At 39.5% G+C, this 23,164-nt stretch carries 24 protein-coding genes; 14 read left to right on the forward strand and 10 right to left on the reverse strand.

The features are described from left to right. Positions 1–119 precede the first annotated feature (119 nt). Positions 120–1,232 (reverse strand): NAD(P)-dependent alcohol dehydrogenase, encoded by a 1,113-nt coding sequence (locus tag ID12_RS10750; protein WP_007498906.1) that lies wholly within the window; start codon positions 1,230–1,232, stop codon positions 120–122. A gap of 215 nt (positions 1,233–1,447) precedes the next feature. On the opposite strand from ID12_RS10750, the gene ID12_RS10755 reads away from it, so the two are divergent. From ID12_RS10755 to hag (ID12_RS10770), 4 genes are all read left to right on the forward strand, one after another. Further along, positions 1,448–2,062 carry a TetR/AcrR family transcriptional regulator gene (locus tag ID12_RS10755; RefSeq protein WP_050827180.1) on the forward strand — a complete coding sequence of 205 codons (615 nt, stop codon included), beginning with the start codon at positions 1,448–1,450 and terminating at the stop codon, positions 2,060–2,062. A gap of 168 nt (positions 2,063–2,230) precedes the next feature. Further along, the gene (locus ID12_RS10760; RefSeq protein WP_039168773.1) at positions 2,231–3,751 is read left to right on the forward strand and encodes a Kelch repeat-containing protein; all 1,521 of its coding nucleotides are present in this window, start codon (positions 2,231–2,233) and stop codon (positions 3,749–3,751) included. A 225-nt stretch (positions 3,752–3,976) separates the two neighbouring features. After that, positions 3,977–4,810: a flagellin Hag gene (hag, locus tag ID12_RS10765; RefSeq protein ID WP_039168771.1), complete on the forward strand. Its 834-nt coding sequence runs from the start codon at positions 3,977–3,979 to the stop codon at positions 4,808–4,810. A gap of 288 nt (positions 4,811–5,098) precedes the next feature. Next, entirely contained in the window at positions 5,099–5,920 is an 822-nt protein-coding gene (gene hag, locus ID12_RS10770; protein WP_008346306.1) for a flagellin Hag, read from the forward strand. Positions 5,921–5,947: 27 nt separating this feature from the next. Here the strand turns inward: hag (ID12_RS10770) and ID12_RS10775 are convergent, their stop codons facing one another. Beyond that, positions 5,948–7,417 (reverse strand): NAD(P)/FAD-dependent oxidoreductase, encoded by a 1,470-nt coding sequence (locus ID12_RS10775; protein ID WP_050827181.1) that lies wholly within the window; start codon positions 7,415–7,417, stop codon positions 5,948–5,950. 221 nt (positions 7,418–7,638) lie between these two features. On the opposite strand from ID12_RS10775, the gene ID12_RS10780 reads away from it, so the two are divergent. Then, complete coding sequence (locus ID12_RS10780; protein WP_050827182.1) at positions 7,639–8,463, forward strand: methyl-accepting chemotaxis protein; 825 nt, start codon at positions 7,639–7,641, stop codon at positions 8,461–8,463. 216 nt (positions 8,464–8,679) lie between these two features. On the opposite strand, the gene ID12_RS10785 is transcribed toward ID12_RS10780, so the two are convergent. Continuing rightward, positions 8,680–9,051 carry a DUF5412 domain-containing protein gene (locus ID12_RS10785; protein WP_017359605.1) on the reverse strand — a complete coding sequence of 124 codons (372 nt, stop codon included), beginning with the start codon at positions 9,049–9,051 and terminating at the stop codon, positions 8,680–8,682. Between the two features lie 244 nt (positions 9,052–9,295). On the opposite strand from ID12_RS10785, the gene ID12_RS10790 reads away from it, so the two are divergent. Further along, entirely contained in the window at positions 9,296–9,919 is a 624-nt protein-coding gene (locus tag ID12_RS10790) for a poly-gamma-glutamate hydrolase family protein (RefSeq protein ID WP_047945590.1), read from the forward strand. On the opposite strand, the gene ID12_RS10795 is transcribed toward ID12_RS10790, so the two are convergent. Then, a complete protein-coding gene (locus tag ID12_RS10795) occupies positions 9,910–10,494 on the reverse strand; it encodes an ImmA/IrrE family metallo-endopeptidase (RefSeq protein WP_008346294.1) in 585 nt (194 codons plus the stop codon). The genes ID12_RS10790 and ID12_RS10795 overlap by 10 nt on opposite strands. A 303-nt stretch (positions 10,495–10,797) precedes the next feature. Here ID12_RS10795 and ID12_RS10800 point away from each other — a divergent pair, with 303 nt between their 5' ends. Then, the gene (locus ID12_RS10800; protein WP_026050077.1) at positions 10,798–11,697 is read left to right on the forward strand and encodes an N-acetylmuramoyl-L-alanine amidase; all 900 of its coding nucleotides are present in this window, start codon (positions 10,798–10,800) and stop codon (positions 11,695–11,697) included. Here the strand turns inward: ID12_RS10800 and ID12_RS19590 are convergent. From ID12_RS19590 to ID12_RS10825, 6 genes are all read right to left on the reverse strand, one after another. Then, complete coding sequence (locus ID12_RS19590; RefSeq protein WP_008346290.1) at positions 11,686–11,817, reverse strand: hypothetical protein; 132 nt, start codon at positions 11,815–11,817, stop codon at positions 11,686–11,688. The two genes, ID12_RS10800 and ID12_RS19590, sit on opposite strands and share 12 nt — an antisense overlap. Positions 11,818–11,916: 99 nt before the next feature. Beyond that, entirely contained in the window at positions 11,917–12,093 is a 177-nt protein-coding gene (locus tag ID12_RS10805; protein ID WP_008346289.1) for a type II toxin-antitoxin system SpoIISB family antitoxin, read from the reverse strand. Then, positions 12,062–12,832, reverse strand: a complete 771-nt coding sequence (locus tag ID12_RS10810; RefSeq protein ID WP_050827183.1) for a type II toxin-antitoxin system SpoIISA family toxin — start codon at positions 12,830–12,832, stop codon at positions 12,062–12,064. The genes ID12_RS10805 and ID12_RS10810 overlap by 32 nt, the downstream gene beginning before the upstream one ends. Before the next feature lie 146 nt (positions 12,833–12,978). Continuing rightward, positions 12,979–13,977 (reverse strand): inorganic phosphate transporter, encoded by a 999-nt coding sequence (locus ID12_RS10815; protein WP_007498889.1) that lies wholly within the window; start codon positions 13,975–13,977, stop codon positions 12,979–12,981. A 15-nt stretch (positions 13,978–13,992) separates the two neighbouring features. Further along, positions 13,993–14,610 carry a DUF47 domain-containing protein gene (locus tag ID12_RS10820; RefSeq protein ID WP_017359157.1) on the reverse strand — a complete coding sequence of 206 codons (618 nt, stop codon included), beginning with the start codon at positions 14,608–14,610 and terminating at the stop codon, positions 13,993–13,995. Between the two features lie 206 nt (positions 14,611–14,816). Next, complete coding sequence (locus ID12_RS10825; RefSeq protein ID WP_048001648.1) at positions 14,817–15,275, reverse strand: ASCH domain-containing protein; 459 nt, start codon at positions 15,273–15,275, stop codon at positions 14,817–14,819. Between the two features lie 227 nt (positions 15,276–15,502). On the opposite strand from ID12_RS10825, the gene ggt reads away from it, so the two are divergent. From ggt to ID12_RS10860, 7 genes are all read left to right on the forward strand, one after another. Next, a complete protein-coding gene (ggt, locus tag ID12_RS10830) occupies positions 15,503–17,257 on the forward strand; it encodes a gamma-glutamyltransferase (RefSeq protein WP_017359155.1) in 1,755 nt (584 codons plus the stop codon). Between the two features lie 262 nt (positions 17,258–17,519). Next, positions 17,520–18,551, forward strand: coding sequence for a sulfate ABC transporter substrate-binding protein (locus ID12_RS10835; protein WP_123768172.1), 1,032 nt, complete (start codon positions 17,520–17,522; stop codon positions 18,549–18,551). 11 nt (positions 18,552–18,562) lie between these two features. Beyond that, positions 18,563–19,408 (forward strand): sulfate ABC transporter permease subunit CysT, encoded by an 846-nt coding sequence (gene cysT / locus ID12_RS10840; protein WP_050827184.1) that lies wholly within the window; start codon positions 18,563–18,565, stop codon positions 19,406–19,408. 5 nt (positions 19,409–19,413) lie between these two features. Next, entirely contained in the window at positions 19,414–20,283 is an 870-nt protein-coding gene (gene cysW / locus ID12_RS10845) for a sulfate ABC transporter permease subunit CysW (RefSeq protein WP_050827185.1), read from the forward strand. Positions 20,284–20,298: 15 nt separating this feature from the next. After that, positions 20,299–21,030, forward strand: a complete 732-nt coding sequence (locus ID12_RS10850) for a sulfate/molybdate ABC transporter ATP-binding protein (protein ID WP_017359151.1) — start codon at positions 20,299–20,301, stop codon at positions 21,028–21,030. 240 nt (positions 21,031–21,270) lie between these two features. Continuing rightward, positions 21,271–21,738, forward strand: a complete 468-nt coding sequence (locus ID12_RS10855) for a PTS sugar transporter subunit IIA (RefSeq protein ID WP_017359150.1) — start codon at positions 21,271–21,273, stop codon at positions 21,736–21,738. 50 nt (positions 21,739–21,788) lie between these two features. Then, a complete protein-coding gene (locus ID12_RS10860) occupies positions 21,789–23,162 on the forward strand; it encodes a PTS galactitol transporter subunit IIC (protein ID WP_007498866.1) in 1,374 nt (457 codons plus the stop codon). The last annotated feature ends 2 nt before the right edge of the window (positions 23,163–23,164 follow it).

Raw genomic sequence — 23,164 nt, forward strand, 5'->3', positions numbered from 1 at the left:
TTGCAAAAATCCCCCTTTATAAAGGGGGATTCAGATTGTAGAGAAACTCATATTTTTCTACAATCTTTTTTATTTTCATCGTAATGATGATGGATTTGAGTTTCACGTCTTATTTCGGCTTAAGCTCGATACTCTTTATCTAAAATAAGAATGGGTTTAATCGTAGATCCATTTTTAGAATCTTCAAAAGCTTGTTCAATCTCTTCTAATTCGTAGAATTTTGCTAGTTTCTCAACTGGGAATTGTCCATTTTTAAAGAACTTGACTAGTTTAGGAATGAATAGTTGAGGAACGGCATCGCCTTCTATCACACCTTTTAACGTGAGCGCATTGAGCATGAGATCATTGGTCACATTAAACGTTAAATCGCGCTTTCCTACTGCTACTGTTGCACAAGTTCCTTTGACACGCAGGCAGTGAAGGGCAGCTAGCGTGACTTCTGGTACTCCAGTTGTTTCAAATGAGTAATGTGCTCCTTTTCCTTCTGTGATTTCCTTCACTTTTTCAGCTGGATTCTCATGTTTACTGTTGATGACATGTGTTGCACCTAATTCTTTTGCTAGCTCAAGGCGGCTATCATGGATATCAACGGCAATAATCGGATCACAGCCTGCAATTTTTGCTGCCATTAACCCACTTAAACCAACAGCACCTGTACCGAACACAACAAAGCTTGTACCTGGAGCTGGAGCAAGTGAATTTAAGACAGTACCGCTCCCAGTCATTAAGCCGCAACCGAATGGTCCTAAATAACGTAAATCAGTTTCTTTGTCTACTTTCACCACATTTTTCTCATCAACCGTTGCATATGTACCAAATGACGATTGACCAAAAAATTGTGATACATCTTGATGATCATGTGTATGGATAGGCGTTTCATTATGTTTATTACGACCAGAAAAATTCAGTGGAATCATGTTTTCGCATCCACCAGCGTTCCCGTCAAGACAATTATGGCAATGACCGCAATAAGCGAAACCAAGTACAACGTGGTCTCCTTCTTGAACGGTTGTGACATTAGAACCTGCTTTTACGACAATGCCAGAGCCTTCATGTCCTAATAAAGCAGGACGTGGGACAGGGAGCGTGCCATCTAATACAGTGGCATCCGTATGACAAACGCCAGATGCAACGATTTTGACAAGCACTTCATCTGCTTTTGGATCATCTAGTAATAGTGTTTGTTTCTCGAAATCTTTTTCATTTGTTGTGACCATCGCTTGAATTTCCATATCATGTGCCCTCACTTTTTGTATAGTATGATATTCTGAAGAAAGGTTAGATCAAATGTCACAAAAAATTCATTTCTTTATGACTAAGTTGATTGTAGGACGAAAGATTTTCCGTTTCAATCAGCAAAAAATCTTTTTTGTATAGGTTTTCAACACAAATGAATTTATGTATCTCTAATCAACATTTTTTAAAAAGTGTCTAAAGGAGGGGCCCCATGATCAAAAAAGAGGATCGCCGTGTTGAGCGAACAAAAGAAACACTTCGTCAAACATTCAAAATACTAGTAAAAGAAAAAGGATATTCGCACGTAAAAGTGAAGGATATTGTGGAAAAGGCAAACTATAATCGGACCACGTTTTATGTGCATTATGAAAGTAAAGATGAATTAGCAGCAGATGTTATTCACCGGGAAATGGTCAATTTCGAATATGAATTTTGTAAGCCGACTCGTGAAAATCCACTGTTGGATTTAACTCGCATGAAACCAGAGGGCACCGATGTATTTCAATATATCGTTGAAAATCGCGACTATTATGATTTATTAGTGATGGAAGACCGAATTCCCCACATACAAGAAAAATTGCTTAAGAAAATACAATATATTTTCCAAAATAGAATGTCGTTTGTGAGTGATCAGTATACAGAAATCAACGACAGTTATTTTGTCCAATATCGTTCATACGGCATTTTCGGTTTTATCATTGAATGGATCAGAAATGACTATAATGCATCTCCCTCAGAAATGGCACGCCGCATTATCAATTTATTATATATTCAATCCTCACTTATGATTCAATTGAAAGATGAAGAAGTGATTATGAAAAGGTGATGTTTAGCTGATAGTTATGATAGATCTATTGGTAGGTATAATAGGTGACTTTAGATGTTAATTCATTTGATTTTATAAAAATATTAAATTTAAAATCTCTTAAAATTGTAAACTTTGTAAAAAATATAACGATAAAAGGAGGGAATATAAAGAGTTGGAGGAATAAAAATGAAAAAAAGGTTTTTATTATTCATTACGGTACTTTTATTAATGAGTACTCTTAGTCCATTCAAAGCGCATGCGACAAATTCAACTGGTTGGACGAAACGAGCTGATTTACCAGAAGAACGTATTAATGCTGGTGTGGGAGTCGTTGATGGGAAGATTTATGTGTTTGGTGGAGCAAGTGAAAAAAATACATTAAACAACCAAACATTTATGTATGATCCTAAAAAGGATGCTTGGGAAGAGAAAGCTAGTATGCCAAGGTTTAGAACAGGGGGTACTTATGCTACAGTAGGTAACAAAATCTATTTAATAGGTGGAATTAATGAAGAAACAAAAGTTGCTTATAATACAATAGATATATATGATACAAAACTAGATCAATGGGCAGATGAGCCGATTCAGATACCTAGGGAACCTGTTTTTTCAGCATATAGAAAGGGCACTCTTCAAGCAGTTGCGGTAAATGAGAATATATATATTGTATCATCAAAGAACGCCTATAAGAATAATGTCTATCGCTACAATACAACTACTGGTGAATGGGAGAGTCTGAATTCATCAGTTTTACCTCCTCGAAATGGGAGAGCTATATCTGCAATTGATGGGAAAGTCTATGTTGCAGGTGGAGAAAATTCGATAGGGCATAGTAGAGAAAAGTCTTTGTTTCAGTACGAAATTGCAACAGATAAATGGAGTATATTAAAAGGCGGCGACTTAACTTCTTATACAGTGGAACCGGCCTATGAAACGTATAATGGGAAATTTTTTGTAATTGGTGGACAACTTTCTGGTGACCGTTCAAGTAAATTATTAAATGAAGTTCAGATTTTTAATCCAAAAGATGGCCAATTTAAAAATTCAGCATATGAATTGCCAGAAGGAAGAGTATCGGCTGTTACAGCAATTGTTGATGATCAATTATATGTCATTGGCGGACGTGACTACTCGTATTCTATGAATAATCTTTCTGTAAAAAGTGATTACAGATCAGTGATTTCTATCCCATTAAAAGACTTACAAATGACTGAAGATGAAGCAAAGTCAGATGATGGGACGACAGAAGAACCGAAAGACCAAGATGGAACAAAACCCGGTGATGATACAATAGAAGAACCGAAAGATCAGGATGGAACAAAGCCAGGTGATGGTACAACAGAAGAACCGAAAGATCAGGACGGAACAAAGCCAGGTGATGGTACAACAGAAGAACCGAAAGATCAGGACGGAACAAAGCCAGGTGATGATACAACAGAAGAGCCGAAAGACCAAGATGGAACAAAACCAGGCGAAGAAACTGCGAAAGGTATACTTTCTATTACCATGATCAATGGGTTACAAAAGGATTATCTGCTCTCAATGAAAGAAATCAACGATTTTCTTAATTGGTATAAAGAAAGAAGCTTTGGAATCGGAATGAACTTTTATGAGATCAATGATGAACACAATAAAGGACCTTTCACAAGTAAGAAAGATTATGTGGTGTACCAAAACATCTTAATGTTTGATATCAAGCAATATTGATAAAATGAAAGCTGCTGATAATAGATTAGCAGCTTTTTATATTTTACATCATTGTTAAAATTAGGATGAACATCATAAACAAACAAGATATTTTTTTAAAAATCTGCTAAACATCCTATAACTACGTCCGATAATAGAATTGTCAGGGTTGATAAGCCCTAGAATAAAGGACTTTTTTCAGACAAGGACGTCTGTCAGGTCCCACATACATGGAGGTAATAGGAAATGAGAATTAACCACAATATCGCAGCACTTAACACATTAAACCGTTTGTCTGCAAACAACGGTGCGAGCCAAAAGAACATGGAGAAACTTTCTTCTGGTCTTAAAATCAACCGTGCTGGAGATGACGCAGCAGGTCTTGCAATCTCTGAAAAAATGCGTGGACAAATCCGCGGATTAGAAATGGCATCTAAAAACGCACAAGACGGTATCTCTCTTATCCAAACAGCTGAAGGTGCATTAACTGAAACTCATGCAATCCTTCAACGTATGCGTGAACTAACTGTTCAAGCAGGTAACACTGGTACTCAACAAACTGAAGATTTAACTGCTATTAAAGAGGAAATGGATGCGCTTATCGAAGAAATCGATGGAATTGGTGACCGTACTCAATTTAATGGTAAAAAGTTATTAGATGGTACTGGAGGAACATTTACTTTCCAAATCGGTGCTAACAAAGGTCAGTCTTTAGGAATCACAATTGACAGCATGAAATCCGCTGATTTAGGAACTACTGTAGCAATTAGTGCTATTGATGTAACTGATTTTGCTACTACATCTTTTGATAATCAACTTGATGGAATTGATGAAGCAATTACAGCTGTTTCTGCACAACGTTCTAAACTTGGTGCAGTCCAAAACCGTCTAGAGCACACAATCAACAACCTTGGTGCTTCTGGTGAAAACTTAACAGCTGCTGAGTCTCGTATCCGTGACGTTGACATGGCGAAAGAAATGAGTGAGTTCACTAAGAACAACATTCTTTCTCAAGCGTCTCAAGCTATGCTTGCACAAGCGAACCAACAGCCACAAAACGTACTTCAATTACTACGTTAATGAAAGGCCCCTTGATGGGGCTTTTTTTAATGCCGTTTTTTCTTCGTTTTTTCTCCTTAATTATGATTCTTAAATCCCTATGATAAATCATGAAAAATGACCTTTAAATTTGGCATACTCTAGCGAAACAATCATAATGAATAAGACTTTTTCCTTATTTATTCCTTTTTTGTTAAACATATTCCATTAAAGTTCGATAAATGGATTGTAAGGCTTACAAAAAAATTCTAATTTAGAACTTTTGGACATGGATGTCTAATTGGTTCAAACACATGGAGGTCATTTAATATGAGAATTAACCACAATATCGCAGCACTTAACACACTGAACCGTTTGTCTGCAAATAATGGAGCAGGGCAAAAGAACATGGAGAAGCTTTCTTCTGGTCTTCGTATCAACCGTGCAGGAGATGACGCAGCAGGTCTTGCGATTTCTGAAAAAATGCGTGGACAAATCCGGGGGTTAGAAATGGCGTCTAAAAACGCACAAGATGGTATTTCTCTTATTCAAACAGCTGAAGGTGCATTAACTGAAACACATGCGATTCTCCAACGTATGCGTGAGTTGACAGTTCAAGCGGGTAACGTAGGTACACAGCAGACTGAGGATTTAACGGCGATTCAAGATGAGATTAAAGCACTTGTTGAAGAGATTGATGGTATCTCAAGCCGCACAGCATTTAACGGAAAGAACCTTTTAAATGGAGATGTTACAGACGGATTCCAATTCCAAATTGGTGCGAACAAGGAACAACATATTATTGTTGAAATTGGTAAAATGGATGCAGAAACATTAACAGTTAAAGATATTGATGTAAGTGTTGATGGCTTCAATTTTGATACTGAAATTGAAAAAATCGATGCGGCAATCGGCGCTGTATCTAAACAACGTTCATCACTTGGGGCGGTCCAAAACCGTCTAGAGCACACAATCAACAACCTTGGTGCTTCTGCTGAAAACTTAACAGCTGCTGAGTCTCGTATTCGCGACGTTGACATGGCGAAAGAAATGAGTGAGTTCACTAAGAACAACATTCTTTCTCAAGCTTCACAAGCAATGCTTGCACAAGCGAACCAACAGCCACAAAACGTACTTCAATTATTACGTTAATTAAAAGCCCCCGTTGAGGGGCTTTTTTTATGTTGATTTTAGCAACAGATGTAATTGAAAGTCAGGAACAGCTTCATAGAAGAAAGCTCGATTTAATTCATCATTCTTTTGATCCCACCTATGCCACCAGTGGCCGACCTCACCAGTGGAGTCAGCTTGAATCATGTCTTGCAGCTGCTCTAGGTTGATGATTTTTCTCGGTTCTATTAAGAATGAATGCATACGATGATACGCCTCAAGGCATTTAGGTTGTTTTGTTTGAACGGCATATTGTACATAATAATTGAAAAATTCTTGTACAAATGTCAGATGGGAAATGGGGGTTCCTTTTAACTCGACGCCTTCCCATGCCATATCTGCAATTGCACAGAGCCACCAGCCAAGCTCATTGGCATGCTGCATTTGTTGTAAGGTATGCCGTTCAAAAGAAATAAGCCCATCTTCTTGTGCTTGTTTGAGCATACGCTCAAGTGTCTGTGCCTCAAGAGCGGCCTTTGTCATTCCCTGACCATGTATTGGATCTAATGTGCATAAGGCATCACCCATGACCAATAAGCCGCTTGGCCAATCTTCCATTTGTTCATAGTGGTTTCTGACACAAGCCGGAACTCTAAATCCTTTTGGTTTCGTATAGGGAATTAAATGAGTGATGGCTTCTGCTATAGAGGGATTGGTCAGCCTAGCGGTCTCTACATCAAACTGATCAGCGTCCGTTGTTGGATAATGAGAGCCGCCAGCTGCTGAGAGAAGAACAGCTGCTAAATCATGATCTACTCGTTCAAACAGTCCTGTAGGAATTTTCTTATTTGGCTGTCCAACGATGACCATTGGTTCCAGATTCGGTGCCTCAGGTGGTATTTGGTAGTATCTTGTGCTATAGCCAAGAGACACGATTAGCTCATCTGTCTGCGGCAAGGTTCGCCCTGCGCTTTTCAGCCATTTTGGCAATTTAGACATTCTTCCAGACGTATCAATGACTAAGTCCGCACTTATTTTGTTGATGATTCCAGGCTTTATCCTCCGATCTTTGACCTGTAATCCACTCACTTTAGTCGTTTCTTCTTCAAAAAGAAGAGCGATCGCTTCATGTTTTTCTAAAAATTGAACACGTTCCTCGCATAACATTCTTTGCATCAGCACCCACTCTAGCATGGCACGTCGTGTGACAGCTGTTTCTTCAGTATCGGTGAGTACTAACTCGCCATCTTTTGTCATAAATCGAGATGTCTGATGCCATGTGTTGTACCCGCCCAATTCGAGTAATTCTTTTGTATAACCAGGAAATAGACGTTCCACTATTTTTTTGCCTAGTGGCAGCATTCTATGTGGATGAAAAGCTTGAGGCGTGCCAAGACGATTCTCAGGAGCGTCTGGCAATTCGTCCTTTTCAATAATCAATACTTCAAGGTAAAAACTTGATAAAACCTTTGCAGCGAGCATTCCCGTTATTCCGCCTCCGATGACGATCGCCCGCTCATACTTCATGGGTTGTGTCACAACATGCGCCTCCAGTGAATATATAAAATGGTTACATGACCATTTCATCATATGTTGATTTTCTAAGTATAGCAAATTCTCGTTTTTTTGAATATAGAAAGGAATTGGCATACTTTTTACTCGTAAATATGAAAAAAACTTCAATCTTGATCATTATTTTTAAAAAATAATGATCAAATTTAAGAGGAATGACCGATAAATATATTAAGGGGGTAGAGAGAATGGATATACTACAGAGTATTGTAACCGCAGTACCTTATATGATGAAGATTTTAAAAGATGAAGTGACGATGGGGGTCATTGATCGAGAAAAATTCTTGCTGTATTTGCCATCAAAAGATGTGGATTTTCAAATACGGACAGGAGATCCTATTAAACCAGATGATCAGAATATGAAAAATGCGCTTAGAGGAGAAACATCAACTACATTCGTACCTGAATCGGTGTATGGGACGCCTTTAAATGCAATGGGATTGCCGATTTTCGATGAAAATCAACAAGTCATTGGTGCAATCGCTTTAGGTTTTCCGCTTAAAAATCAAATAGAGCTTGAGGCGTATATGGAGTCATTGAACGACATCATTCAAAGTATTCAAGAAAAAGTACATGTGGTGGCGGCTCATTCAGAAGAGCTCTCTGCGACAAGTGAGGAAATGACATTCCAAACACAGCAAACACTTGAAAGTTCGAAAAAAACTTCAGATATTACAAAAATGATCAAAGGTATCTCTAAGCAAACGAGTTTGCTAGGATTGAATGCTTCAATTGAAGCGGCCAGGGCAGGGAAAGAGGGAGCGGGTTTTAGTGTGGTAGCGAGCGAGGTTCAAAAGCTCTCAAGCGAAACCTCACGTGCAACGGAAAATATAGAAAGCTCATTGCAAGGGATTTCCTCTAATATACATACATTACTTGAGAGTATGGGCCATATGAAAGGGTCATCTTCAGAACAAGCCCAACTTGTGACGGAGTTTAGTGAAATTGTAGACAGGTTGACGACAGTTAGCAAAGAAATGAAAGAATTTATGCAAAAGGTGATGTCAACGTAAAAAACGAAGCAAGGGATTTCCTCTAATATACATACGTTACTTGAGAGTATGGGCCATATGAAAGGGTCATCTTCAGAACAAGCTTTATTAGTGACGGAGTTTAGTGAAATTGTAGATAGGTTGACGATGGTTAGTAAAGAAATGAAAGAATTTATGCAAAAGGCGATGTTAACGTAAAAAACGAATCCAGAAAGGGTTCGTTTTTTTGTTGGCTCGTTATTTTCTGTTTTTCTGATCAAAGCGATAATCGTATGTTTCACCTTTGACCACATTTAAAAACTCATGTCCAATTTGAACGAGCTGTGCATTTTCCCATTTGATCAGAGGATCTTTATCAGGGTACTTCCAGTAGATTGTTTTCTTGTGATGGGTGAGTTTGTTTTCAATTTCTGCTCTGACCGCATTCTCTTTTAGCTTTCCTCCGCTATGTCGATACGTGTTAATGGTATAGGTTCCATCAGGTGATGATATCGAGCGGATGAATGTTCCGTGAGACACGCCTTGAAGAGAGAAGCATTTCCAGTAAATAATTCCGGCGAAGCTAAGACATAAGATGGCAAGGATGATGGTGGTTTTCTTTTTAAACATGAATTCCTCCAGGTGTAGATCGCAATATTCTAATATATGAGAGAGATTACAAAAAGATTCATATAGTTCAAAAGTTCTATTCATTTCAATTATCGGTCATTTTTTCTCAACATTCAACAGTTAGCCCGTAAAGATAAGGAAAATTTAAGGATGCATTCAGATCACACTGGTGAATCGAAAACACTTTACAAAAGAATTTGCGATCAGTAGACTTATGCTCATATAGAGAAATGGGGCAGATGGAATGAATCAAATCATAGATACGTATCAAAATTATGAAGAGCTTTCCGCTCATGAAAGAAAAGGGATCGACTATCAGATTCTTCATCAGCGGAAAGGGGATCAGCTTCTCGTCCTGTCACCTCATGCGGGAGGAATTGAATCTGGCGTGAGCGAGCTGGTCCATGAAGTGGCAACAGATTATTCTATGTATTTATTTGAGGGCCTTAAAGTGAAAGGCAATCATGTTCTTCATATTACGAGCACACGTTTTGATGAGCCGATTTGTCTTTCTCAAGTGCATACACATCATTATACGTTTGCACTCCACGGCTATGGAGAAACAGACGTCCTACAAACTTTAGTTGGCGGTACCGACAGGGAAAAAGCTGCTGAAACAGTGAAGTGTCTCACACAAAATGGCTTCCATGCCTTACTTTTATCTGAATCGGATCAATTTGCTGGAACACATCCTCAAAATATTAATAATCAATGCCTCACAGGAAAAAGTGTTCAAATTGAAATTAGCCAAGCTCAGAGAAGAGCTTTCTTTCAAGACTTTAGGCGGAGCCGTAGGCGTGATACACAAACCGAACAATTTTATCAATACACAAATGTACTGAAACAAGTGTTAAGCCTTTATGAATAAACTTCTGACGTCACGTGTGCAGACGCTTTTGTTTGATACGCAGCTTCATTTTCTGCGACCTTGCCTGCTCTCATTAAATAAGAAGTGAATTCTTTTTGAAATTGAATGCCGGCTCTTCGCTGTTCAAATAGAGCAAGCCGTTTTTCAGCAAAAGCCCGAGTGACATGAAATGTTTGAGCAATATGTAAAATGGCTTGCTGCCTAAGGTTTGGGAGCGTCATTTGCAGCAGCATAAAAGTCGGAACACAAAAGTGATACATGAATTGTTTTGCTTGAAACTCTTGCAGTTCTCGAAAGAGCTTGTGCATGTTAAAGTGGTTGCCTGTATGCTTCAGCACATGACAAAGCTCGTGGGCGAAATCCTGCCACTGTTCTTCTGACGATAAGGCCCTGTTTAAAATAATACTGTAAAGACCTTGATGTTTGATCATCATGCTGCCAGTATCCTCGTAGTGTACCCATACATGAAATTCAGCGGCGATCCTATGCATGTCTACATAGGCAGGACCGCTTATTTGCAGTTGAGTGTATAACCGTTTAATATCTTCTTCTAAATGGGTTAAAAAATAAGTCATGTCAAAACCTCCATACAAACGTATGTTCTATTTTTGCCGTAAAAGAAAAGTCCATATAGGACTAAATGGCTAATAAAGCTATCGCTTACTTTTTATATCGGCTTATTTTTAACAATTTTAACATAAAATCAAAGAAAATTGGAAGTTTTTCCTGTTTTTTATTTTATTTTTTACAAAGATAAAACGGCGATTGAATTCAAATTTTACCATAGTCTTATGACGAAAACAAACAAATTTGTCTTACGTTTGCCACCGATTGATGAGCAAGATCAAACATCAATTTAACAAAAAGGAGTGCAAAACATGGTACAAATTTATCAAGATTTTATTCCAGTTGGAAACGGAAATCGGCCAGGATATGCTATGACGCCGCTTTATGTAACTGTGCATAACACAGCCAATACATCTAAGGGAGCTGACGCAAAAAGTCATGCGGCATATGTCAAACGCTCAACAACAGAGGTAAGCTGGCACTTCACAGTGGATGACAAGGAAATTTTTCAGCATCTCCCTTTAAATGAAAATGGATGGCATGCTGGGGATGGACATGGAGATGGCAACCGAAAATCGATTGGCATTGAAATTTGTGAAAATGAGGATGGAAACTTTCAACAAGCTGTCAAACATGCCCAGTGGCTTATTCAAAAGCTTTTAAAAGAACATGGCATTCCATTAGCAAATGTGGTGACGCATCAGCATTGGTCAGGAAAAACATGTCCACGTCTGCTGCTAGCTACATGGGATGAATTTAAAAGAGGAATTGAGACTGCAGGTGATCCGGAAACGGTGATCACATATGTGGTGAAAAGCGGGGATACGCTAACGAGTATTGCCAAAGCCCATGGTGTCACAGTGAGTGATTTACAGACATGGAATCAGATTAGTGACCCGAACATGATTCGAGTTGGACAAGTTCTCAAGATTTATCGAACAGAAGAAAAGCTCAGTTATGAACTGCCGGATGGGGTGTTAAAGGTGACATCACCTCTGACAAAGGGAGAGCATGTACGTCTCGTCCAAAAAGCGCTTGCTGCTGTGTATTTTTATCCTGATAAAACAGCTGTAGATAAGGGCATTGATGGCGTTTATGGGGAAAAAACAGCCAATGCCGTCGCGCGATTTCAACTAATGAATGGTCTAACAAGTGATGGGGTATACGGTCCTAAAACAAAAGTGAAGCTGCTTCAACTATTAAATCAGTAAGTCTTTCTTTTTGGCCGCTTGAATGACGGCTTCACTCTTTTCATGTAATCGGCAGACATAAGGGGATGGCTTAAATTCAGCAAACTGAACATATCTCAATTGTTTAAGTTTCTTTTTCATATTGGCACCTCAATCGTTGCAGCAGTTGGTTTTATTGTATGCAAGTAGATGTGAAAATGGAAGTAGGACGCGGATGAAGTTCCGCGTCCTTTAGTGTAATCAAGCTTTTTTATTTTTATACTCATCTAGGAGCTGTTCATTCTTTTTGAAAATACGCTCCGTATGGGGACTTACTTTGTAATCAGCCATACTAATATGGCGCTTTTTCTTTAAAATCTTAAATGGGTTTTTCTTGCGATTGTTATTATCCCCTTGAAGTGCGTGTTCCATCTTCATCACCTTCCTCTTCGTCAGGCAAGATTAGGTCATAAATCGTTGTAAGTGAAGTCATTAATAAATAGTCGAATTCAGTGACAATATCCTCAGAGGTCAGCTTAATCACAAAGTGTGCATCCGCTACTGAAAACGGGATGAGAACCAATTTGCCGAAATCATCGTAATACACTTCCTGCCTGTCAAGCTTTGCTTGAATGAGCGCTCTCTGATCAAGTGTCCGCAGCAGGTCATCTTTTTGCTCCTGCGTATCATAAGGGCAAAGAACTGCTTGAATATTCATTTTTTCTGCAAAAGAATAGATCAGTCGTTCAATTCCCTCTATATAAGCTTCTATACTTCCATAATATACATGGATCGGTTCGTTTTTCAATAGGTATTGGTACGTTTTTAGTTTATTGAGGTAAGAATGAAGAAGGTCGTTATTTTGTTCTAGGAGTTGATGGGTGTCGGTTTCAAGTTCATGATTTCCGAGTTTTTTAATATAGGAGCTGAGGAAAATAAAGGCATCAGTTAATGCGAAAAAAACAGCAATAATCAGGTAGTGCATCCAATCGGTGAAGATTGAAGCAGGGTCATTTGTCCAGTACACAACAGCACCCGCTACATAAATCCAATACCACGTTTTACGAATTGCAAACATCTTTTCTTTTACTTTTTGTTCAAAGCGCCATACCGAAAATACATATACAGCAAGAGCTCCTAGCAATAACCAAACAGTCAATTGAAAAAATAATAGCATGTTCTTCTCTCCCATAGACAGATGGATACTTATTTATTTCTATGGATATGATTGGAAACCCTGCTTCATGAAAAAATGGCTTGCAGAAAAAGAGCATTTGAGCATGCAAACAAATAAAAAAAGACCTGTTAGACAGGTCTTTGATATTAGAGAATCGCATTTAACACAAAGTATATAAGTGCCCCTAGAGTTCCCGAAATCGGTAATGTGATCACCCAAGTGACAAGCATACGTTTTGCCGTACCCCAGTTGACTCCTTTTACTCTATGTGCAGAACCTACACCTAGAATAGAAGATGAGATCACGTGAGTGGTACTAACCGGTAAGTGAATAAATGTCGCACCGAAGATAATAGCTGCACCCGTTAAGTCTGCAGATACTCCGTTTACTGGACGAATCTTCATGATTTTACCGCCGACTGTTTTAATAATCTTCCAGCCGCCGATAGACGTACCTAGTCCCATTGCAAGCGCACAAGAGAATTGTACCCAGAAAGGAATGTCATCTGTTGTATGCAAATTACCTGCAATTAAAGCCATCGTAATAATTCCCATCGCTTTTTGCGCATCGTTTGTTCCGTGAGTATACGATTGCAGTGCAGCTGTTAAAATTTGAACACGTCGGAATTGTTTATTTGTTTTTGCGAGATTGTTGTTTCGGAATACAATTTTGATAATGGTATACACGATATATCCCAAAACAAAAGCCAGGATAGGTGAAAACAAAAGTGCTTGAATGATTTTAATGAATCCCGAATAGTTTAAAGCGCCAAAACCAGCAGAGGCAATAACAGCTCCTGCAATTGATCCGATCAGTGCGTGTGAAGAACTACTCGGAATCCCGTAATACCAAGTAAGCAAGTTCCAAGTTATCGCTGCAATTAAAGCAGCCAAAATGACGACAGATCCGTTTTGAAGTGTAAAAGGATCTGCGATGTCTTTTGTAATGGACTTTGCCACACCTGTAAATGTCATTGCTCCTAAGAAGTTCATAAACGCTGCCATAATAATAGCATGTCTAGGCTTTAACGCCTTTGTTGAAACAGAAGTAGCAATGGCATTTGCTGTATCGTGGAATCCGTTAATGAAATCAAAAGCAAGTGCACAAATGACAATAAGTATGGTAAGGATGAGTAATGTATCCATGTTTAACTAACCCCGTTACGCATTCTTCATAATGATTGTTTCTAGATTGTTGGCAACACTTTGACAGGAATCTGCGATTTCTTCAAGTGTTTCGTAAATTTCTTTGTATTGAATGACCTTAATTGGATCTGTTTCTTTTCCAAACAAGTTCTTTAGTGATTTGCGGTGAAGATTGTCACAATTATGCTCAATCTCTTTAATTTTGATTGCGTGCGGATGAATATCTTTCAAGCGATTATCAGCCAGTAATTCAATAGTCGTTAAAATTTCTTTCGCACATTCTCTGATGTAGTGGCTGAATTTGTCGATATGTTCGTCAGAGCTTGTAATTGAATAAATTTCTAAAGTTGCTGAAAAATGCTCAATTCCGTCTAAAACATCGTCGAGGCTATTCGTCAATTGAAGAATGTCTTCACGTTCAATCGGTGTAATAAAGGCTTTGTTCAGCTCTTTAATCATGGTATGAACATGATTATCACCTTTTGTCTCATATTCCTTCAATGTGTCAGAAAATTCTTTCAGAGTGGTTTGATTTGTTACTTTATAGCTAACAAAATACTCAGCAGTTTCATCTAAATTTTTAGCAATTTCCGTTAACAAGACGGAAAACTTGTCTTTTTTCCTTTTTAACATGTAAAAACCCTCCATTGTATAAATGAGACAATGCACACATCAAATAATTATATATTCTTTTGTCGAAAAAAAACAGGTGTAGTCGAAAATTTCTTCACTTTTTCTATTTGATCTTATTCTGACCTAAAGATGTGATCTCAACTCACCTTTTTCAGAAAGGGGAAAAGAAAGCAAAAAAGCGGACCATTTTTGGCACCGCTTAAACGTTAAGAAGCTGAATAAACAAGCTTAAACCGCTCACAAACAAGAAGCATATCTTCCTTAAATGTTAATCCGTACGGCTTCAGGGCTTCTGTGAAAAATTCTTCATGTTCTTTGTACCAATAGTCATATGAAAGATCGCCTTCACCTTCTGCTTTTGCAAATGATTCAGGAACCTCATTCATTGGCATGATATCTACTTGTGTGATCTCTATGATGGCTTTTGGTTCCTCCCTGCTGTCCAAAATGACCGCATATTGACCGGGTTTTGGAAGCGGCTCTTGTTCTTTTTCGTAAAAAAGGTATCCAGAACAAGTGGCTGTTTTTTTTCCTTGTTGTACAAGGTCAAGCAAGTGATCTGGATCTGCGCCAAATGCCCAAGCAGAAACAGAGGCGTGATCAGGAGTTTTTCCTGATTTTTCTTCCCAATAAGATTCCCAAAATAAAGTGCTTTTGTGGTTCATCCTTTTTCCCCCTTTGTTATGAGTTTATTATATCGTGAAGTTTCAAACTTGGAAATCGTATGTCTTTATTACTACGAACTGTGCATGTCATATGTTTTGAAAACATGTGTTTTGTTTGGCAGATATAGGATGATAGAATGAAAAATTTTGAAATTTTAGAATAATCTATTGTATTCTGGTCAAGAAGTCGGTAAGGTCAAAGTAAGAATATGGAAGGGGTGTTGTTCATGAAACGCATTTCTCTAACTGTTTTGTCCATATGTCTGTTTGTTTTCTCGTTTTTCCTGCCGGTCAGCCAAGTCACTGCAAACGAAACTCATGGGAATAAAGTAGCTGTTGGCAAAGATGGTATGGTGGCTACTGCACATCCGCTTGCATCGGAGATTGGTGCTGACGTATTAAAAAAAGGTGGGAACGCAGTGGATGCTGCTGTTGCCATTCAGTACGCACTTAACGTAACAGAGCCAATGATGTCTGGAATTGGCGGTGGCGGATTTATGATGGTTTATGATGGGAAGACAAAGGAAACATCCATCATCAATAGCAGAGAGCGAGCACCACAGGGCGCAACACCTGACATGTTTTTAACAGATGATGGAAAAGTGATTCCATTTGCTGAGCGATCTACACATGGAAATGCGGTAGGTGTTCCAGGGACTGTAAAAGGTCTTGAAGCTGCATTAGATAAGTGGGGTACTCGTTCTATGAAGGAATTGATTGAGCCCTCCATTCAACTTGCAGAAGATGGTTTTGAAATTGATTCTGTCTTGGCAAAAGCGATTGATGATCATCAAGGAAAATTGAAAAAAACGGCCGCAGCGCCAATTTTTCTTCCAAATGATCAGCCGCTCGAAGAAGGAGATCTGCTTGTCCAGCCAGGTCTTGCAAAAACATTTAAACTCATTGCGAAAAAAGGAAGCAAAGCATTTTATGAAGGAAAAGTAGCAAAGGCACTTGCAAATACAGTTCAAGATTTTGGCGGGACGATGACTTCAAAAGATATCAAACGTTATGAAGTCAAGACTGACAAGCCAATCTGGGGAGACTATAAAGGATATCAGCTTGCAAGCATGCCTCCACCAAGCTCAGGCGGGGTGTTTATGCTACAAATTCTCAAAATACTTGACCATTTTAACCTGTCTCAGTATGACCCCAAATCATTCGAAAAATATCAGCTGCTTGCTGAAACAATGCACCTCTCCTATGCTGACAGAGCCGCATATGCCGGCGACCCCGAATTCGTAGATGTTCCACTAAAAGGACTACTAGACGATGATTACATTTCAGAAAGAGCCTCTCTCATTCAATTAGATCAAATGAATCGCAGCCCGAAAGAAGGAGATCCTTGGGCATATGAGGATGAAAAAAATCCATCCCCAATTGTTCCTCAGCCAGAAGATAAAACCATTGGTGAGACGACCCATTTTACTGTTGCAGATCAGTGGGGAAATGTTGTGTCATTTACAACGACCATTGAACAATTATTTGGTACAGGGATTCTTGTTCCAGAGTATGGATTTTTCTTAAATAATGAACTGACTGATTTTGATGCAAGACCTGGCGGGGCAAATGAAGTCCAGCCCAATAAACGTCCGTTATCAAGCATGACCCCGACGATCATTTTTAAAGATGGAGAGCCTGTCATGACTGTTGGGTCTCCTGGTGGAACGACGATCATTGCTTCTGTTTCACAGACGATTCTCAATTTACTTGAATATGACATGGAGCTTCAGGATGCAGTAGAAGAGCCAAGAATCTACACAAACAGCTTAACTTCGTATCGTTATGAAGTAGGTGTCCCTCTAGATGTAAGAACAAAGTTAAATGATATGGGTCACCAGTTTGGCAGTTCCCCTATTGATATAGGGAATGTGCAAGCTTTACTGATTGATCGAAAAGCAGGGACATTCACTGGAGTAGCTGATTCTACGAGAAATGGAACTGCTGTTGGTGTCAATCTAAAAGTAGCTGCAGATCAATAGCATTTCCCGGGAAAAGAAGCGCCTCATCAAGAAGGCGTTTCTTTTTAGTTTTCATTAAAATAAAAACACAGTTGACACCTGTGAATAGTTTGAATAATATATAGACTAACATCAATCATACATAGCTGATCGGACAACCGAAGGCTCTTGGCATTGACGTACAGGACTTTTTTGTACTTCAATCGCTGAGGGCCTTTTTTGCGTATAGAACTGAAAACGGCAAGGTTGGTGTCACTATTCAATGTGAAAGGGAGCGGATAACATGAAAAATTGGATATGGATGTCTATTGCGATGACACTTTTCATCATCACAAGTGCCGCATGCTCAAATGCGAATGAAGCCTCAAATCAAAATGGAAAGGTTGAGCTGTTGAATGTGTCATACGATCCTACACGTGAATTGTATCAGGAATACAATCAAGCCTTCCAGACTTATTGGAAAGACAAAACCGGTGAAGATGTGACGATACAGCAGTCTCATGGAGGGTCGGGTAAGCAGGGGAGATCGATTATTGATGGACTCGAAGCAGACGTGGCTACACTTGCTCTTGGGTACGACATTGATGCCATTGCAGATAGAGGGCTACTTTCAAAGGATTGGCAAAAAGAATTTCCGAATCAGTCCACACCTTACACGTCTACGATTGTGTTTCTTGTGAAGAAAGGGAACCCCAAAAATATTAAAGACTGGGATGACTTGCTTCAGCCAGGTGTATCTATCATCACACCAAATCCAAAAACGTCAGGCGGTGCAAGATGGAATTATTTAGCCGCATGGGCATATGCCGATAAAACCTTTCATGGGGATGAAGAAAAAACGAAGGATTTTGTAAAAAAGTTATATGAGCATGTTGAGGTACTCGATTCAGGTGCTCGTGGCGCCACAACAACTTTTGTCGAGCGCGGTCTTGGTGACGTGTTAATTGCTTGGGAAAATGAAGCCTATTTAACACTGCATGAATTAGGCAAAGACAAATTTGAGATTGTCAGTCCCTCCATTAGTATTTTAGCAGAGCCGCCCGTTGCCGTTGTCGACCAAAATGTGAAACGAAAAGGAACAGAGAAAGTGGCAAAGGCTTATTTAGATTATTTGTATTCTAAAAAAGGACAGGAAATTGCGGCGAAAAACTATTATCGACCAAGAAATCAAGAAGTGCTAAACAAATATAAAGATCAATTTAAAGAGATTGATATGGTGACCATTGATCATGCATTTGGCGGATGGCGAAAGGCGCAGAAAAGATTTTTTGATGATGGCGGATTATTTGATCAAATATATAGCGGACAAAAATAGGGGGCGATGTGATGAAGAAAGGCTATGCTGCCGCCAATAAAAGAAAACGTGTATTGCCTGGATTCGGGCTGAGTCTCGGAGTGACACTTGTTTTTGTCAGTGCGATTGTCGTGATTCCTTTATCTATGGTATTTATTTGGACGGCTTCATTAGGAGCAGAAGGAATTTGGAATGTCTTTAGTGATGCGCGGGTGCTAAAGTCGCTGCAGCTTACGGTTACGACTTCTTTTGCAGCTGCAATCATCAATGCAGGTTTCGGTGTACTGATCGCATGGGTTCTCACGCGGTACTCGTTTCCAGGAAAGAACATCCTGGATGCCCTCATCGATTTGCCGTTTGCTCTTCCAACGGCAGTGGCTGGCATCGCTTTGACGACTCTATATTCTCCGAATGGGTGGATTGGGCAATTTTTGCATGTGAAGGTGGCTTACACCCCGCTCGGTATTATTTTGGCACTGATTTTTATTGGCATTCCATTTGTCATAAGAACGGTTCAACCGGTCATTGAGGGGCTTGAGCAGGAAGTGGAAGAGGCTGCAGCCATACTTGGTGCTACAAGAAAACAGACCTTTTTTCATGTACTGCTGCCTGCCTTGTTTCCAGCGGTAATGACTGGATTTTCTCTTGCATTTGCAAGAGCACTCGGTGAATATGGCTCCGTTGTGTTTATAGCGGGAAATATTCCGTTTAAAACAGAGATTACACCACTGATGATCATGTCTAAGCTTGAGCAGTATGATTATCAAGGTGCCGCAGCCATTGCTTGTTTCATGCTGCTCTTATCATTTGTCATTTTGTTATTGATTCACGGATTGCAGTGGTTTGTCGAGCGGAAAAAACAAGTGGAAGTGAGGTGAGACGATTGGAAAGGGAGCTTCTTAAAGAGCACCGCATCAAGTACAGGAGTCCTGTGACGGAATCAAAAGCGGTGAAGAGTATGTTGATTGGTGTGGTGTATGTTTTTTTGATTTTGTTTTTACTCATGCCGTTGATTGCTGTGTTTTCAAAGGCCTTTGAGAAAGGATGGAGTTCTTATCTTCTTGCCATCTCACATCCAGACACGATTGCGGCAATCAAATTGACTGTTTTCATTGTGATGATCACATTGCCGCTTCAAATGATTTTTGGGGTCAGTGCTGCTTGGCTCATCACAAAATTTCATTTCCCGGGAAAACGTTTGTTAACGACTGTCATTGATCTTCCGTTTGCGGTGTCACCTGTCATTGCAGGACTTGTATTTGTACTTTTATTTGGTTCAAATGGACTTTTAGGACCGTGGCTTTTAGCAAATGGATGGAAAGTGATTTACTCTGTACCGGGGATGATTCTTGCGACCATCTTTGTGACATTTCCTTTTGTTGCGAGAGAATTAATTCCGTTTATGCAAAATGAAGGCATTCATGAGGAAGAAGCATCGCTTACGCTTGGTGCCAGTGGGTGGAAGACCTTTTTCCTTGTGACACTTCCAAATATAAAATGGGCCCTTTTTTACGGCGCCATTTTAGCAGGGGCAAGGGCGATTGGTGAATTTGGTGCAGTGTCAGTTGTATCCGGTCATATCCGCGGAATGACAAATACAATGCCGCTTCATATAGAAATTCTATACAACGAGTATCAATTCCAAGCGGCTTTTGCCGTGGCCTCTCTCATGGCGTTTGTAGCGGTCATCACATTAATCATCAAGCAGATCATTCAGCAGAGAGATCACAGGCTTGGCAAGCGTTCAAAATAAATGGAGGGATCAGCCTTGGGGATTACAGCGAAACAAATATCAAAGCAATTTGGGCAGACGAAGGTTTTGCAAAACGTGGATTTGACGATCGGAAATGGGGAATTAATATCCTTACTAGGACCATCTGGATCAGGTAAGACGACTTTATTAAGAATTATTGCAGGGCTTGATGATGCGAATACAGGGCAGATCTTATTTGGAGAACAAGATTATACTCACATTCCAGTGCGAAAACGGCAAATTGGTTTTGTCTTTCAGCAATATGCGCTTTTTCGAAATATGACGGTATTTGATAATGTGGCTTATGGATTGAAGATGAAACCTAGAGGAGAAAGGCTGCCTAAAAAAGACATCAAAGAGCGGGTGCATGAGCTGCTGAAAGTTGTTCAATTAACGCAGTATGAACACCGTTATCCAGAGCAGCTGTCAGGTGGACAAAAGCAACGTGTAGCACTCGCACGTGCTCTAGCCGTTAAACCGAAAGCTCTTCTCTTAGATGAACCTTTTGGTGCACTAGATTCAAAGGTGAGAAAAGAATTAAGACATTGGCTGAAAAAAGTTCATCAAGAATTTCAAATGACGACAATCTTTGTGACGCATGATCAAGAAGAAGCGTTTGATATCGCTGATCGTGTTGTAGTGATGAATGAGGGCAGAATCGAAAAAATCGGCACAAAAAAAGAAATGACAGAGCAGACAGACAACCTTTTTGTAGCTGAATTTTTAGATATAGGAAGCCATATTTAACAAGAAGTTGATGTGATGTAATGAAAGAGATGCGGCAAAAAGCTGCATCTTTTTTTATAAAAATTTTCCTAGGAACATTGACTTATAATTTCGAATATTATAATATCTTTACAAAGGTAACAGTATTGAACATTTTATAAAACATCTATTTGTAAGCGCTTCACAAAAGGTTCTATTTTAAAATGTTCATTCTTTTTGTTACATGTGTTCATATTTAAACCAAATGAAAGGGGTGGTTGTTTGAACAGCTTGTTTGAGTTAGATCAACAGCTGATTGAGCTGCAATACGAAGCATCTTCAAGTGAGGAGGTGACTGCCTATTTAGCAGAAAGGTTAGAAACTGGAGGATATATTAAATCGAGCTTTTTACCAGCAGTGCTTGAAAGAGAAAAAACATATCCGACCGGTCTTCCTCTTGCGACCTTTGGGGTGGCCATTCCCCATACAGATCCTGAACATGTAAACAAACCGGCGATCAGTGTAGCGACATTAAAGGAACCTGTTATTTTTCATAAGATGGGAAGCCCTCATGAGACAGTTCAAGCCAAAATTGTGTTCGTTCTGGCAATCTCTGAACCTAGTAAGCAGCTCGTGATGTTAGAGAAACTGATGACGCTTTTCAGAAAAGAAGAAGTAATGACAAGTTTATCTCAGATGACATCGTATGAAGAAGCCGTTGATGTACTTCAAAAAGAATTAAACCAATAGTTATTCACGACATAATGTAAGCGCTTTATCTAAAATCAGGAGGTGGATGTATGATCAAGCAAGCCGTCGATTTCATCTTAGACTTAGGGCCAACAATTATGCTCCCAATTATTATGACGTTATTCGGTATGATTTTAAGGCAAGGATTTAAAAAATCCTTCCGTGCAGGTATTACGATCGGAATTGGATTTGTCGGGGTCAATCTTGTCATTAATTTACTCGTAAGCGGTCTTGGACCAGCAGCCAAAGCCATGGTCAATTCTCTTGGATTAAAGCTTGATATTTTAGATGTCGGCTGGCCGATTGGAGCCGCTATTTCATTTGGTACACCTGTTGCCCCTTTAATGATTCCTCTTGTGCTCTTGTTAAATGTTATTTTGCTGTCTGTTAACTTTACGAAAACATTGAATGTGGATATTTGGAATTTCTGGCATTTGATTTTCGCTGCTTCTGTTACTTACTACGCTTATCATAATATGTTCTTAGCCCTTGCCGTTGGTTTAATCGTTTCTGCGATTACACTAAAACTCGCCGATTGGACGGCACCGACGATTGAACACCATTTCGGATTAAAAGGCGTATCGATGGCTCATGCTGAAACGGTCAACTTCGCTCCGCTGATGTATGCGTCAAACCGCGTGATTGATAAAATCCCTGGTTTAAACAAAATTCATGCGGATCCAGAAACTTTGAAAAAACGTTTTGGCATCTTTGGTGAACCGCTTGTGATGGGTCTTATACTTGGTATCATTATTGGTCTTCTTGGTGGCTATGATGCAAAAGGTGTCATGACCCTTGGAATTCAAATGGCTGCAGTGCTTGTGTTAATGCCAAGAATGGTTGCTTTATTAATGGAAGGACTTATTCCAATCTCTGAGGGTGCTCGTTCTTATATTCAAAAGCGTTTCCCTGGAAAAAATGTCTATATTGGTTTGGATACAGCGATTGTCATTGGTCATCCAGCGAATATGGCTGTAGCCCTTTTGATGGTGCCAATCACCATTTTGCTCGCTGTCGTTCTTCCCTACAATGGTATGCTGCCGTTTGCAGACTTATCGGTTCTGCCATTTACAGTGGTATGGGCAGTAGCTGCCGCTCGTGGGAATATTATTCGCGGCCTCATTAACAGTATTTTTACTTTAATGATTGTTTTCTTCATTGCAACGAACCTTGCACCACTCGCCACAACAATGGGGAAAGCAGTTGGTTTCGACTTCCCAGAAGGGGCAAATATGATTTCTGGTATTGATCTTGGTTCACACGTCATTCCTTGGATCATGGTGAGACTTCTTGATCCGAGCAACCCTTACTTCATTGCTGCGATTGTCTGTGCACTGGCATATGCGCTTCTTTGGTACTGGGTGCGAAATGATATTAAAAAGCAGTATGCAAAAGAAATGGGCTTAGATCAGAAAGATCAATAAAC

The sequence above is a fragment of the Bacillus altitudinis genome (assembly GCF_001191605.1).
Classification (GTDB): Bacteria; Bacillota; Bacilli; order Bacillales; family Bacillaceae; genus Bacillus; species Bacillus altitudinis.

Excerpts from the sequence above, each read along its gene's own strand:
- ID12_RS10750 (WP_007498906.1), bottom strand. The coding sequence starts at position 1,232 with ATGGAAATTCAAGCGATGGTCACAACAAATGAAAAAGATTTCGAGAAA.
- ID12_RS10755 (WP_050827180.1), top strand. The coding sequence starts at position 1,448 with ATGATCAAAAAAGAGGATCGCCGTGTTGAGCGAACAAAAGAAACACTT.
- ID12_RS10760 (WP_039168773.1), top strand. The coding sequence starts at position 2,231 with ATGAAAAAAAGGTTTTTATTATTCATTACGGTACTTTTATTAATGAGT.
- hag (WP_039168771.1), top strand. The coding sequence starts at position 3,977 with ATGAGAATTAACCACAATATCGCAGCACTTAACACATTAAACCGTTTG.
- hag (WP_008346306.1), top strand. The coding sequence starts at position 5,099 with ATGAGAATTAACCACAATATCGCAGCACTTAACACACTGAACCGTTTG.
- ID12_RS10780 (WP_050827182.1), top strand. The coding sequence starts at position 7,639 with ATGGATATACTACAGAGTATTGTAACCGCAGTACCTTATATGATGAAG.
- ID12_RS10785 (WP_017359605.1), bottom strand. The coding sequence starts at position 9,051 with ATGTTTAAAAAGAAAACCACCATCATCCTTGCCATCTTATGTCTTAGC.
- ID12_RS10790 (WP_047945590.1), top strand. The coding sequence starts at position 9,296 with ATGAATCAAATCATAGATACGTATCAAAATTATGAAGAGCTTTCCGCT.
- ID12_RS10795 (WP_008346294.1), bottom strand. The coding sequence starts at position 10,494 with ATGACTTATTTTTTAACCCATTTAGAAGAAGATATTAAACGGTTATAC.
- ID12_RS10800 (WP_026050077.1), top strand. The coding sequence starts at position 10,798 with ATGGTACAAATTTATCAAGATTTTATTCCAGTTGGAAACGGAAATCGG.
- ID12_RS19590 (WP_008346290.1), bottom strand. The coding sequence starts at position 11,817 with ATGAAAAAGAAACTTAAACAATTGAGATATGTTCAGTTTGCTGAATTT.
- ID12_RS10805 (WP_008346289.1), bottom strand. The coding sequence starts at position 12,093 with ATGAAGATGGAACACGCACTTCAAGGGGATAATAACAATCGCAAGAAA.
- ID12_RS10810 (WP_050827183.1), bottom strand. The coding sequence starts at position 12,832 with ATGCTATTATTTTTTCAATTGACTGTTTGGTTATTGCTAGGAGCTCTT.
- ID12_RS10815 (WP_007498889.1), bottom strand. The coding sequence starts at position 13,977 with ATGGATACATTACTCATCCTTACCATACTTATTGTCATTTGTGCACTT.
- ID12_RS10820 (WP_017359157.1), bottom strand. The coding sequence starts at position 14,610 with ATGTTAAAAAGGAAAAAAGACAAGTTTTCCGTCTTGTTAACGGAAATT.
- ID12_RS10825 (WP_048001648.1), bottom strand. The coding sequence starts at position 15,275 with ATGAACCACAAAAGCACTTTATTTTGGGAATCTTATTGGGAAGAAAAA.
- ggt (WP_017359155.1), top strand. The coding sequence starts at position 15,503 with ATGAAACGCATTTCTCTAACTGTTTTGTCCATATGTCTGTTTGTTTTC.
- ID12_RS10835 (WP_123768172.1), top strand. The coding sequence starts at position 17,520 with ATGAAAAATTGGATATGGATGTCTATTGCGATGACACTTTTCATCATC.
- cysT (WP_050827184.1), top strand. The coding sequence starts at position 18,563 with ATGAAGAAAGGCTATGCTGCCGCCAATAAAAGAAAACGTGTATTGCCT.
- ID12_RS10860 (WP_007498866.1), top strand. The coding sequence starts at position 21,789 with ATGATCAAGCAAGCCGTCGATTTCATCTTAGACTTAGGGCCAACAATT.